This is a genomic window from Gracilibacillus oryzae (genome assembly GCF_009498735.1).
Classification (GTDB): Bacteria; Bacillota; Bacilli; order Bacillales; family Amphibacillaceae; genus Gracilibacillus; species Gracilibacillus oryzae.
The window spans coordinates 1-12,682 of record NZ_ML762455.1; the positions used below are offsets into that span (position 1 = coordinate 1).

Consider the following 12,682-nt stretch of genomic DNA (forward strand, 5'->3'; position numbering starts at 1 on the left):
ATAAGCGGCGAATCTCTTCGTTGGTTTGTGCGTCCGCTTCTCACGTATTCAACCCATACGTTCCGATGCTCCTCACTAAACCGCCTCGACCTTCTTGCTTCTAATTTGCCGATTTATTGAACACGCACTTATAATATATTATTAAATTCCAAGATAAATAAGCCTTAAATAAGGCGTTTTTGAAAAATATGGTTTTAGGAAAAGAAAGGTCAATAAATAAGCCTGGAATAGACTTAAAAAAGAGATGTTGTTTAGAGGTAATTGGCGGTATGCTGAATAACACAACAATAACGCTGGATTTGGTTATTCTCATAATCCTGTCCAAAATAATTTGGATTGATTGCTGCATCTGATAAGAAAATATTTGTGTTACCAGCTTTCATGACAGGTAAGGTAGATTTTGTTTTTTGAACAGAATGGGATGCCTGTTCCGTGATAGCATCATCGGACATAACCATTTCCTGAGAAGTGATAATTACTTCATTTTCACCAGATGATACAGAATATTCTGTATTGTCAACTGTATGGAAAATGGCTGTTGCAGAAATTAATAATGATACCATAAAAAGTAAAAATGTCGATCGCACGTTAAACACCTCCATTCATCTTTCCTATTATAAGTAATCAGTTTGAAAAAGTAAATTGCTTAATAGAATGCGTAAAAAACTAAATTACATTTTTAATACCTCATTTAGTTCATTTTTCCTTTGTTTGGAAACTAAGATATACAAGATATCACCTGTCTGAATTTGTGTATCCCCTGTTGGTGTTACCAGATCATTTTGTCTTATAATCGCGTTGATAAGTACATCTTTAGGCAAGTCAATATTTTTTATAGTAGAGTCTCTAATTAAAGATTCTTCATTAACTTCATATTCTACTATCTCCGCATTTGCCTTTCCAATCGACACTAGTTCCAAAGAATGGGTGGATTCTACTTTCTTTGGTCCTGTAAGATTTAATACTTTAGCAAATGGTGTTATGGTAGAGCCTTGCAATAATGTCGAAGTTAATACGACGAAAAATACGACATTAAAAATCATTTGGCTATCCTCTATGCCCGCAAGTAAAGGGAATGTGGCTAGAACAATCGGCACTGCACCTCTAAGCCCTGCCCATGAAAGAAATATTTTCTCTCTCCAGTTAAACCCCATGCGGATAATGGAGAAGACTACAGCAATTGGCCTTGCAACAAGTATTAATTTTATTGCTAATAACAGTCCTTTCCAAATTACATCAAATGTAAATAGCTGTGATGGAAAAACCAGCAAACCTAAAATAATAAACATAAGAATTTGCATAATCCAGGCAAATCCTTCGTTGAATTTTACAATCGAATGACGATAAGTTAGATCAGCATTACCAATCATCATGGCAGCTAAATAAACCGCTAACAACCCGCTTGCATTCGCAAAATCTGTTATGCTGTATGCTAATAAAGCAAAGCACACTGCAAATACTGGGTATAAGCCGCTGGAATCTAAATTTATACGATTAATCGAGTAAACCCCTATTTTTCCAAATATAAAGCCAATTAATAAGCCTAACCCCATCTGCCAGAAAAATAAGCCGATTAATATTACATATGATGGATTGTCAATGGTTAATAATTCAATAAAAGAAATGGTAAGAAAGACAGCCATAGGATCATTAGTACCTGATTCAACCTCAAGTGTAGCACCAAGTCTTTCTTTGACATTTTGACCTTTTAAAACAGAAAAAACGGCAGCAGCATCCGTTGAACCAACGATAGAACCAAATAGAAAGGCCTCAAGCCAACCGATATCAAGAATTAATTTTGCTGCAACAGCAACTAAGGTGGTTGTAATAAGAACACCTAATGTAGCAAGAGATAATGCTGGCTTAGCGACAGCTTTAACTGTTGAGAACTTTGTTTGCAAACCACCTTCAAACAGGATGATGACCAAGGCTATAATCCCAATAATCTGTGCTAACTCTGCATTGTCGAAATAAATAAAACCAAGTCCCTCACTTCCGCTTATCATACCAACTGCGATAAACAATATCAGCGCAGGGACCCCTAATTTTGAAGATATTTTAGTTGTTAAAACACCAATAATTAATAATATCGAAGTAATGAAAATAAAATGTTCCAATGATAGCAATGAATGATCCACTATGTTTAAGCTCCCTTCTTCTAACTAATTTACATAATCTAGAGAATGTTAGTATAAGTAATTTTTCTGTGGAATCTACACTAATGGCAATATGGAGTGATGCCTATAAATTGACATCTATTTGGATAATAGTATTCTCTTCTTTCTCTATGCCTAAATAATCGAATGTCTCACTTGGAGAAGAATGATGAAATATTTTTTGCAGTAATGATATCGCTACCCCTTTTTTGTACGCATGATATCCAAACGTTTTTCTTAAAGTGTGTGTACCGACTTTTTTTGTTATTCCACTTTCTTTGGCAGCTTGATTGATAATTCGATATGCTTGTTGACGTGTGATAGGGTGTTTGCTTTTCTTAGATTTGAAAAGAAAATCGCATGTTGCAATATTACCAGTTTCTAAATAATTTGCTAATGCTTTTTTTGAATTGTTATTAAGGAAATATGGCGGATCTTTTTCATTGAGGCAGATAAAGTCATATAATATTTTTCCGTCTGAGACATGATGAACCTTAAGGTGCAGCAGATCTTTTAAACGTAGACCGGTATTTATTCCAATAACAAAAAGAAGATAATCCCTTTCGGATTGTTGGTATAAGAACTGTTTCATTTGGTTGATCTGTCTAATTTCTACGATGGGATATACAAACTCCATAACACACCTCCTAATGTAACTTAATATAAATATTATAATTTTTATGTCGCATACACCAATTATATGCAACGTTACTTTATTCACTAACACCTCAGTATTATTTTGGAGAGAAGAAAATCATAGCTATTTCATCACCAGATGATCGAATGGTTTAATGTTTTATATCACAGGGTAGGGGTTAGGTATGAGGTTAGCTCTTTGCCATTTGGATAACCTTTATCAATTTCACTATCAGGAGAGGATGATTGTTGTGAAGGCAGTAACATTCCAGGAAAAACAACGGGTAGAAGTAAAAGAAGTTGAAGCACCTTCCATTCAGCAGAATGATGATATGATTGTCCGAATAACAGCTACAGGAATTTGCGGATCTGATCTGCATCTTTATCACGGAGGGTTTCCTTTACCACAAGATTACATCATTGGACACGAACCAATGGGAATAGTGGAAGAAGTAGGACCAGATGTGAAAACCTTAAAAAAAGGGGATCGTGTGGTCATTCCATTTAACGTAAGCTGTGGTCATTGTTATTATTGCAGCAACCATATGGAAAGCCAGTGTGATAACTCTAATCCACATGGAGAACCAGGGGGACTTTTTGGTTATTCAAAAGCGAATGGAAATTATCCAGGAGGACAAGCGGAGTATCTGCGTGTTCCTTATGCTGACTTTTCTTCATTTAAAGTTCCGGAAAACAGTGAATTAGATGATGAGAGTGTCCTTTTTCTCTCAGATGTGATTCCGACTGCATATTGGAGTGTCGAGAATAGTGGTGTGAAAACAGGAGACACAGTTATTGTTCTGGGAGCAGGGCCTGTTGGCTTGATGGTACAGAAATTTGCATGGATCAAAGGAGCGGAACGTGTTATTGCTGTTGATCATGTAGATCACCGCCTTGCCCATGCCAAAAAAGCAAATAATGTAGAGACGATCAATTTTAAAGAAAATAAAGAAATTGGCAGCAAGCTGCATGAACTAACAAAAGGTGGTGCAGATGTAGTCATAGATTGTGTTGGTATGGACGGGACGGTGCCTCCTGATAATACATTCGGTTCGGAAGGCGATAATCAATATGGCACTATCAGTCCGATTATCACTGCTTCACAAGCTGTCCGGAAATTCGGGGTTGTTCAGTTAACAGGTGTATATGGAACAGAAGCAAACAACTTCCCGCTTGGCGACTTTTTCACACGTAATGTTGCCCTTACAATGGGTCAAGCTCCTGTTATTCATATGATGCCTGCACTATATAAGATGGTAGAAAATAAACTTATCGATCCGACAGACATTATCACCCATTCCTTTTCTATATCAGAAGCTGCCGAAGCTTACCGTATTTTTGATAAGAAGGAAGATGGCAGTATTAAAACGATTTTAAAACCATAATAGAAAACAGGCTGGCGTTAGGAAAATAATCTAACGCCAGTAACTAGTTATCCTGTCATTACATCTTCGCTTGGATATTTTATTCTCGCTCTAGTTGTCTTAGCAATAGCGAAAGCCAATGTCAGTGGACCAACTTTTCCTAGAAACATAATAATAATGATGATCACTTTTCCCGTAATGGTTAAGGACCCTGTTATTCCCATGGAAAGGCCAACCGTTCCAAACGCAGATATGACTTCAAATAAAATCACAAGAAAGGGCTGATTTTCTGTGATGGTTAAGATAAATGTTGCTGTCACAATTAATGTCATGCCGTGCATGGTCATGGCTAATCCGCCTACCTGGATTAATCCGGCAATCACCATTTCACCAAAGTAAGTAAAACTGCCAGCAGTATCGTCAACTGCTAATCCAGTAACTTTCATGGCGGTAGTTGCTGTAAACAATGCATCAATCCAGCTTATGGACTGCGTCGAAGCAAGAGGCAATTTAAGCAGAATAGTACCAAATAAAATAAAAGCACAAAAAGTCAAAATAATGATTTGCGGAGGACTCCAACTTTTATACTTCCACATTTACAATCCTTCTTTCTCAATCAGGGTCTTGCTCAATCGCCAGCCTGTAAATTAACAGGCTCCCTCCAACTCAAATAGTGAATTTTTTTCATTTCTCTTTCTTCTTTCCTAAAAGTAAGCACAAAAAGACCACTCCTAAAGAAGAGTGGTCAATAAATTAACCCCTTCTCTCAGAAATGCTGACGAGGTTAGCTGTCGGATTAGGGATTGAGAGTACCCCTTCTTAACAAAATATTAAGATTCACCCCAAGATAAACAAAGTAACTGTTTATCGAAAATGGTTCCCCCGCTCAATAAATGATTAAGCAATTGGTTTTGATGCGCAGTTTGAATTTCTAATTTAAGATACTCCTTTTATTTTTTTCAATCAATATCAGTTTGGGATAGTTTACATTGGTTTATAGTGTTTCGTAATTCGTTCAGTCAATTACTGTATCAGATTGATCGTCTCACGTAATCAATATTATCTAATAATCGTTCTTAAAGGATTTCTGTTGTTGCAAAATTATGAATACTAGCTAGACTTCACAGCATTTTCACAAATTAGTGTTATAAAAAGATAGAGCGGTTATCAGAACGTTCCTTATGAAGAAATTGTAGACCATATAAAAATATTGAATGAAGCAGGTGAATAATATGACAAAAAAGTTATTATTAGTAATGTTACTAGTCAGCTTAATTTTAGCAGCTTGTGGCAATCCTGGCGAAGAAGAGTCAAATGCAGCGGATTCTGCAAGTGATGATGCAGAGGTGCTGGCAGCTTTAGAGGTGAATTTTATAACAGAACCTGACGTCTTTTTACCAGGACAAGAAGAAACAATCCAAGTAAAAGTCACACATGGTGAAGAGCCTGTGGAAGACGCAGATGAAGTCCTATTTGAAATCTGGGAAAAAGGAAAGAGAGACGAATCTGTTAGTATAGAATCAGAACATGAGGGCGAAGGAGTTTATGCTTTAGCACATACTTTTGAGGAGCAAGGTATTTACGAGGTTACCGCTCATGTGACAGCCAGAGCGATGCACACAATGCCGACACAGGAATTTAACGTAGGAAATGTGGCAGACGAAGAATATGAAAATATGGAAGAGGACGAAGAACATCCACACGATGAGCACAGGCATGAACATGGGGAAGAATCTGTCCATGAAGAGCATCAGGAATAGAGCGGCCCTGAAATGATTAATTGAAGGGATGACAAGTCAGCATACTAATCAATTGTTATCCCTTCAATTCGCTTGATAAAGATGCTTCCAGCTATTTGGTCACAAAAAAATCATAAAATCATCAAATATTCATCATATCTTCTCTTCCTATATCATTTAAAATACAGGAGGAGCATCATAAATAATAAAATCTGCGAAATATTATGTTCAATATTTCACTTAGTTATCATTGATAGCATTGAAAGAAGTTGTGGCAACATTAGAAGGGAACAGGAAGTCGCAAGAAGGAGCGAGAAGTCGCAAGAAGAAGCGAGGAAGTCGCAAGAAGAGAGCAGGAAGTCGCAAGAAGAACGCAGAAATTCGCAAGAAGAGTGCAGGAAGTCGCAAGAAGGAGCGATAAGTCGCAAGAAGAGTGCAGGAAGTCGCAAGAAGAGTGCAGGAAGTCGCAAGAAGAGCGCAGGAAGTCGCAAGAAGGAGCAGGAAGTCGCAAGAAGAGAGCAGGAAGTCGCAAGAAGAGCGCAGGAAGTCGCAAGAAGAGCGCAGGAAGTCGCAAGAAGAGCGCAGGAAGTCGCAAGAAGGAGCGAGAAGTCGCAAGAAGCGTGCTAGATGGATATTGTTTAAATAAAGGGGGAAAAGGGAAAAGAAAAGAGTCAGAATCGACTGATTTATAAGAACGCATGATTTTTTTCTGTAACTGACTACTACTAAGAAAACCAAACCAAAGGACGGTTTATAAATATATATTCACTTATTCAACTAACCAGTTCCTAAAGATTTTTAAGAATGATGAAGGATGCAGTACAGCTTTTGAGACAACAGAGTGAGTTATAAGCACAGACTTATTTGATCAATATTTCACATAATAGATTTGGGGAGGTTACAAAATGGAGTTCGATACGGTCATGGTCAGCAGATTAATTACAGCGATGACGTTAATTTTTCATATTGTTTTCGCTACATTAGGTGTTGGTGTGCCATTATTTATTTCATTAGCTGAACTTATCGGCATTAAAAAGAAGGACAATCACTACATCTTATTAGCCAAACGCTGGTCAAGAGGCTTTGTGATCACAGTAGCGATAGGTGTTGTTACAGGGACTGCCATTGCTTTACAACTTTCATTAGTCTGGCCGAATTTTATGCAGCTTGCAGGTAATGTGATTGCATTGCCACTGTTTATGGAAGTATTTGCATTCTTTTTTGAGGCGATCTTCCTGGGAATTTACTTATATACATGGGATCGCTTCAAAGGAAAGTATACACACTGGCTGATTTCCCTGCCAGTAGTATTTGGTGCAGGAATATCTGCCGTCTTTATCACCACAGTCAACTCTTTTATGAATTCTCCTGATGGTTTTACGATGGATAATGGAGAATTCGCAGCGGTTAATCCGATTGAAGCAATGTTAAATCCTTCAGCACCTACAAGAATTGCCCATGTCTTAGGTGGCTCCTACCTTACTGTTGCAGCCATACTGGCAACCATTGCGGCAATTGCTTTATTACGGAAAAAGGGTGCTGCAAGTTATCATAAAAAAGCATTAAAAATGACCGTTGCTTCTATTTTTATTTTTAGTGTATTAACTGCCATTGCTGGTGACTTATCTGCAAAATATTTAGCAGAACATCAGCCGGAGAAGTTAGCTGCTGCGGAATGGCACTTTGAAACAGAAGAGAATGCCGATCTGGTGTTATTCGGCTGGTTGAATGAAGAGAATGAAGTGGTAGGTGAGATTCGTTTACCTGGTTTTCTCAGCTTTTTAGCTCATGGAAATTTTGCAAGTGAGGTAACAGGACTTGAAGCTACACCGGAAGACGAACGTCCACCGCTTTGGGTTCATTATATGTTTGATTTAATGGTTTCGATTGGCATGTTTCTCATTGGTATTTCACTTCTTTACTTGCTGTTAAGTAAATTTAAACGCTGGAACGTTCATAAAAACTGGATGCTTTGGCTCCTGGCAATCAGCGGTCCTCTTGCCATGTTAGCTGTCGAGTTTGGCTGGGTTTACGCAGAAGTGGGCAGACAGCCGTGGATTTTAAGAGGATATATGACAGTGGATGAAGCAGCGACTTCTTCACCATATATCGTGCATATGTTTTTTATGTTTTTACTGCTATATATTGTACTGGGTACACTGTTTGCCATCACCTTAAGGAAGTTATTTAAAGATAACCCTGCTGAAGTAGAATTAGAAAAGCATTACCCAGAGCTAAGGGAGGGGGAAACGAAATGAGTTATGAACTAATCGGGATCTCTGTACTATGGCTGTTTTTGTATGGTTATATTATTGTCGCATCAGTTGACTTTGGTGCAGGTTTCTTTGCTTTTTATGCAAAAGTTACGAAACGGGAGCATGTCGTTAACAAACTGATTTCGAGGTATCTGTCTCCTGTATGGGAAGTAACTAATGTATTTCTCGTCTTCTTTATTGTGGGGATTGTCGGCTTTTTCCCTGATACAGCCTATTACTACGGTTCTGCCTTACTGGTACCGGCAAGTTTTGCACTTGTACTGATTGCAATCCGCGGATCATTCTATGCATTTGAAAATTATGGATCTAAGCAAAGCAATGTTTATATGTTTCTGTACGGCGCAACAGGACTTCTGATTCCTGCAGCATTGTCTGTGGCCTTTACACTTTCAGAAGGTGGTTTTATATCAGAAGCGAATGGTGTTGTCTCATTGGATCACTGGAAACTATTCACTAGCGGATTAAATTGGAGCATTGTCGCTTTGGCGATTGTTTCTATCTTGTTCATTAGTGCCAGTTTTCTAACATATTATGCATCTCGCGCGAATGATCAGCCGGCACTTCAATTAGTAAGAAAATGGGCACTATTCTGGGCAACCCCTACTATTATTATGGCACTTACAACAATGATAGCATTAAGTCAAAATAATGAGCGCCATTATAATAATATGCTTGATCTATGGTGGATATTTGGTTTGTCTGTCGCCTTTTTCCTGCTATCTCTTGCATTATTATATATGGGAAAAAATTACGGGCTAGCATTTATAGCTGTTATGCTGCAGTTTTTCTTCGCATTTTTTGGTTATGGAATGGCCCAGTATCCATACTTGCTGGATCCATACATTCATATCGCATCAAGTGTTACGAATGAATCAATGGCCATTGCTCTTATTGCAGCATTTATCGGGGGATTGTTAATGCTGGTTCCTTCCCTTATTCTGCTTATGCGGTTATTTTTATTCGATGCGGACTATGCTAAAGGAAAGAAGTAAATTACTGCCGAAGGATGGAATAGTTTATGGATAATATTAAGCAAACAGTTTGGATGCATAAAAAGAGAATCTATCTTTTAGTAATTTTCACCTTCCTTTTTGGCATAGCCATTATTGCTCAGGCTTTTATGATGACAAAGGTTATTGATGGAGTTTTTTTGCACAATCAATCTTTTTCTGATATGATCCCGTGGCTTCTGGTCTTGTTATTCATCCTGCTGCTCAGGTTCGCAGCAGATTATGTCAGTAAACGGATTGGTGTCTCCATTGCAACAGATGTCAAACGAAATGTCAGAAAAAAACTTCTGATTAAATATGCAAAAATAGATTTGCCACTTGCAGGAAGAGGACAAACGGGCAGAAAAGTCAGTATGCTGTTAGATGGTGTTGATGAGATGGACAGCTTTTACAGTCAGTTTATTCCCCAAGTGATGCAAAGTACATTTGCCCCATTGCTGATGCTGATCGTGATATTTACACAGCATATCAATTCAGGTCTTATCTTATTAGTTTCTGCCCCCTTTATCCCGATTTTTATGATCATTATCGGGATAAAGACACAGAAAAAATCGGAGGAAAAATTAGATAAACTGGCATCATTCTCAGGTGCTTTCTTAGATATGCTGCGAGGGCTTGTCACTTTAAAGCTGTTTGGCCGGACAAAACAACAGCAGCATGAACTGGAAAAAAGCAGCCTGGGGTTTCGGGACACCACAATGGATATCTTAAAAGTTGCTTTTACACAGTCATTTGCTTTAGAACTCATTTCGATGCTTAGTATAGGGATTGTTGCGCTTGAACTGGCGATTCAGTTAATTATCTATGAGAGCATTTCTTTCTTCCCGGCTTTTGTGATTTTAATATTAGTGCCGGAATTTTTTACATCCTTAAAAGAACTTGGTACGACTTTTCACAATGGCAGAAGCAGCATGGGAGCTGCAGCAAAAGTACTGGAAGAGTTTGATGAGAAATCTGGCAATATTCATTATGGTAAAAAAGAATTACCTGTACTGTCCAACCCGCCAATCATCCAATTAGATAAACTTAGCTATCAGTTCCCGGCGAGTGAGTTTCAGCTGCAGGATATTGAGGCAACATTTTTACCTAAACAAAAAATTGCGATAGTTGGTGCAAGTGGAGCGGGAAAGTCAACTTTGCTTCAGCTGTTATCTGGAATGCTTCAGCCAGACAGTGGAAGAATAACGATTCAGAATGAGGATCTGCTTTACTATTCTCAAAGCTCATGGTTAGATCAGCTTGCCTATATTTCACAGCATCCTTATATTTTTTCAGGGACGATCCAGGAAAATATCCTGTTAGGTGTAACAAACAATGCTGACAAAAAAGCAGTTCAAAAAGCTGCAGAGTCAGCGGGGATTGCCCCATTAATTGAATCATTTGAAAAGGGATATGAAACAAGGATAGGAGAAGCTGGCAGAGGGTTATCGAGTGGGGAGAAACAGCGGATTTCTATTGCCCGTGCTTTTCTGAAGCAGCCGAGTGTTGTTCTATTGGACGAACCTACACGTGGCCTTGATCTTGCGACAGAGAAGATATTACAGCAATCGATTCAGAAATTAAATGAAACAGCTACAGTGATCACCGTTGCCCATCGGCTGCACACAATCAAATCAGCTGATCAAATTTTATTCCTGGAAAATGGCCGGTTGTTAGGCAAAGGCACACACGAGAAACTGCTTGATACATTACCAAGTTACCGTAAAATGGTGACAATTCAGCAAGGAGGCAAAAAGGCATGAGGAGTCTTCAAAAGATCATAAAACTTATGTTACTGGAAAAGAAAGATATCCTGCTGGCTATCATCTGCGGATTTGTTGCAGGTATCAGCAGTGTCGCCCTTTTCGCCGCAAGTGGTTATCTGATTTCGAAGGCTGCCTTAACACCTCCCTTTTATACTTTAATTATTCTTACATCAGCAGTGAAACTACTTGGTTTAATAAAAGCTGGTGCGAAATATGGAGAGCGTCTGTACTCGCACAGGGCAACCTTTACAATCTTAAGCAATTTAAGGATAACCTTTTTCGAGAAATTAGAACCGCTTGTACCGCACCTTTTCCGCAAATACACTAGTGGTGATTTATTAGCCAGAATTGTTGGCGATGTGGAAAGCTTGCAGAATTTCTTCTTACGCGTGTTTTATCCACCGATTGTTTTATTGCTTGTATTTATTAGCACAGTTTTTTTCGCAAGCTTTTATTCTGCAGCAATTGCTGTAATAATGCTTGTTGGCTTTCTATTGACAACAATTGCAATTCCTGCACTCTTCTACCTGAGACAAGCAAAGCTTAGCGGCAAGGTGAAGCAAGAACGGGGAGCACTGTCGATTGAAGTCACCGAATTCATGTATGGCTTTCGTGATCTAAAACTTTTTCAGCAATTGCAGACAAAGGAAACTCAGCTTTTGGAACAATCGGAAACCTATCTAAAGCAGCAGAAACAGGAAAATATCAACAAAGCGTACAGTCAATCAGTAAATGGCTTTATCACTTCGATAGTGAGCTGGTTTGTTTTAGCAGTTGGTGCATATCTGGTTGCAAATGGTGAATTGGACGGCATTTTTCTGGCGATGCTTGTGATGATTTCACTGACTGTTTTTGAGCCTGCTGCACCGATGGCAGTGTTTCCAATTTATATGGAAGAGAGCAAGAGTGCTGCCACCAGATTATATGATGTAGCAGAAGACCCTGATATACAAGCAGATGATGGCAAAATGCCGATAGAATTATTAGACCGTGCTCCTGAAATCTCACTTCAGCAAATAAGCTTCAGTTATATGGGGGATTGGCGGGCAACCATTCCGGATTTGTCTTTAACCATACCAGCTGGATCAAAAACAGCGCTTATTGGAGCCAGTGGTTCTGGTAAGTCAACATTGCTGCAGCTGATTCTTAAAATGCAGCAAGTACAAGTTGGGGAAATCCATTGGAATAATCAAAGCTTAGCAACAATTGATGCTGCAAGTATTTGGCAGCAGACAAAAGTTGTTTTACAGGAAAACCATCTTTTCTATGGAACAATCCGTGATAATCTGTTACTTGCAGATAACCAACTGGATGACCAGCAAATGGAAAAGGCATTAGCAGAAGTGAATCTTGGTCATCTTGCACTTGATGCCAATGTATCGGAAAATGGGGAAAACCTGTCTGGCGGCGAGAAGCAGCGTCTTGCAATTGCCAGAGCACTGTTGAAAAAGGGGAATCTCTGGATCTTAGATGAACCAACATCTTCTTTAGATGCACAAACTGAGCAAATGATCTATCAACACATTTTTGAACAGGTCGATGGAGACACTCTGCTCCTGGTGAGTCACCGTTTGTATGGATTAGAAAAAATGGACCAGATTATTGTGATGGATCACGGCAATATTGTAGAGTCAGGCTCCTACTATGAGCTTATGGAAAAAAGGGGCTATTTTTATCAGATGAAAATATTAGAAAGAAGTCTGCTGTGAAGCATATTGGAGAAGGGAGCTGTTGTCAGGCTCCTTTTTCGTTTTTC

12 protein-coding genes and 1 riboswitch are annotated in these 12,682 nt (G+C 38.7%); of the genes, 8 read left to right on the forward strand and 4 right to left on the reverse strand.

The genetic code is table 11. The annotated features are described in order from the left end of the window. Positions 1-251: 251 nt before the first annotated feature. The 3 genes from F9U64_RS21080 to F9U64_RS21090 form a co-directional block, all read right to left on the reverse strand. A complete protein-coding gene (locus F9U64_RS21080; RefSeq protein WP_153406869.1) occupies positions 252-587 on the reverse strand; it encodes a hypothetical protein in 336 nt (111 codons plus the stop codon). 84 nt (positions 588-671) lie between these two features. After that, on the reverse strand, positions 672-2,138 hold the full coding sequence (locus F9U64_RS21085) for a potassium/proton antiporter (protein WP_153406870.1): 1,467 nt from the start codon (positions 2,136-2,138) through the stop codon (positions 672-674). A 103-nt stretch (positions 2,139-2,241) separates the two neighbouring features. Further along, on the reverse strand, positions 2,242-2,793 hold the full coding sequence (locus F9U64_RS21090) for a tyrosine-type recombinase/integrase (protein WP_153406871.1): 552 nt from the start codon (positions 2,791-2,793) through the stop codon (positions 2,242-2,244). A 250-nt stretch (positions 2,794-3,043) separates the two neighbouring features. Here F9U64_RS21090 and F9U64_RS21095 point away from each other — a divergent pair, with 250 nt between their 5' ends. Then, positions 3,044-4,177 carry a zinc-dependent alcohol dehydrogenase gene (locus tag F9U64_RS21095; RefSeq protein ID WP_153406872.1) on the forward strand — a complete coding sequence of 378 codons (1,134 nt, stop codon included), beginning with the start codon at positions 3,044-3,046 and terminating at the stop codon, positions 4,175-4,177. A gap of 47 nt (positions 4,178-4,224) precedes the next feature. Here F9U64_RS21095 and F9U64_RS21100 read toward each other — a convergent pair whose 3' ends face one another. Continuing rightward, the gene (locus tag F9U64_RS21100; RefSeq protein WP_153406873.1) at positions 4,225-4,752 is read right to left on the reverse strand and encodes a potassium transporter TrkG; all 528 of its coding nucleotides are present in this window, start codon (positions 4,750-4,752) and stop codon (positions 4,225-4,227) included. A gap of 162 nt (positions 4,753-4,914) precedes the next feature. Further along, positions 4,915-5,070: riboswitch (cyclic di-AMP (ydaO/yuaA leader) on the reverse strand. Between the two features lie 318 nt (positions 5,071-5,388). Between F9U64_RS21100 and F9U64_RS21105 the strand changes: the two genes are divergently transcribed. The 7 genes from F9U64_RS21105 (at position 5,389) to cydC (ending at position 12,635) form a co-directional block, all read left to right on the forward strand. Further along, a complete protein-coding gene (locus F9U64_RS21105) occupies positions 5,389-5,916 on the forward strand; it encodes a FixH family protein (RefSeq protein WP_194287463.1) in 528 nt (175 codons plus the stop codon). 250 nt (positions 5,917-6,166) lie between these two features. Next, on the forward strand, positions 6,167-6,316 hold the full coding sequence (locus F9U64_RS21110) for a hypothetical protein (RefSeq protein ID WP_153406875.1): 150 nt from the start codon (positions 6,167-6,169) through the stop codon (positions 6,314-6,316). A 33-nt stretch (positions 6,317-6,349) separates the two neighbouring features. Further along, positions 6,350-6,541 (forward strand): hypothetical protein, encoded by a 192-nt coding sequence (locus tag F9U64_RS21115; protein ID WP_153406876.1) that lies wholly within the window; start codon positions 6,350-6,352, stop codon positions 6,539-6,541. Between the two features lie 259 nt (positions 6,542-6,800). Continuing rightward, positions 6,801-8,153: a cytochrome ubiquinol oxidase subunit I gene (locus F9U64_RS21120; RefSeq protein WP_153406877.1), complete on the forward strand. Its 1,353-nt coding sequence runs from the start codon at positions 6,801-6,803 to the stop codon at positions 8,151-8,153. After that, entirely contained in the window at positions 8,150-9,163 is a 1,014-nt protein-coding gene (locus F9U64_RS21125) for a cytochrome d ubiquinol oxidase subunit II (RefSeq protein ID WP_153406878.1), read from the forward strand. Before F9U64_RS21120 ends, F9U64_RS21125 begins: the two co-directional genes overlap by 4 nt. A gap of 26 nt (positions 9,164-9,189) precedes the next feature. Next, a complete protein-coding gene (gene cydD, locus F9U64_RS21130; protein ID WP_153406879.1) occupies positions 9,190-10,923 on the forward strand; it encodes a thiol reductant ABC exporter subunit CydD in 1,734 nt (577 codons plus the stop codon). Continuing rightward, complete coding sequence (gene cydC, locus F9U64_RS21135) at positions 10,920-12,635, forward strand: thiol reductant ABC exporter subunit CydC (RefSeq protein WP_153406880.1); 1,716 nt, start codon at positions 10,920-10,922, stop codon at positions 12,633-12,635. Before cydD ends, cydC begins: the two co-directional genes overlap by 4 nt. Positions 12,636-12,682: the final 47 nt, after the last annotated feature.

What these genes read in the sequence shown, in the direction of transcription:
- F9U64_RS21090 (WP_153406871.1), bottom strand. Translation starts at nt 2,793, where the DNA reads ATGGAGTTTGTATATCCCATCGTAGAAATTAGACAGATCAACCAAATG.
- F9U64_RS21100 (WP_153406873.1), bottom strand. Translation starts at nt 4,752, where the DNA reads ATGTGGAAGTATAAAAGTTGGAGTCCTCCGCAAATCATTATTTTGACT.
- F9U64_RS21105 (WP_194287463.1), top strand. Translation starts at nt 5,389, where the DNA reads ATGACAAAAAAGTTATTATTAGTAATGTTACTAGTCAGCTTAATTTTA.
- F9U64_RS21120 (WP_153406877.1), top strand. Translation starts at nt 6,801, where the DNA reads ATGGAGTTCGATACGGTCATGGTCAGCAGATTAATTACAGCGATGACG.
- F9U64_RS21125 (WP_153406878.1), top strand. Translation starts at nt 8,150, where the DNA reads ATGAGTTATGAACTAATCGGGATCTCTGTACTATGGCTGTTTTTGTAT.
- cydD (WP_153406879.1), top strand. Translation starts at nt 9,190, where the DNA reads ATGGATAATATTAAGCAAACAGTTTGGATGCATAAAAAGAGAATCTAT.
- cydC (WP_153406880.1), top strand. Translation starts at nt 10,920, where the DNA reads ATGAGGAGTCTTCAAAAGATCATAAAACTTATGTTACTGGAAAAGAAA.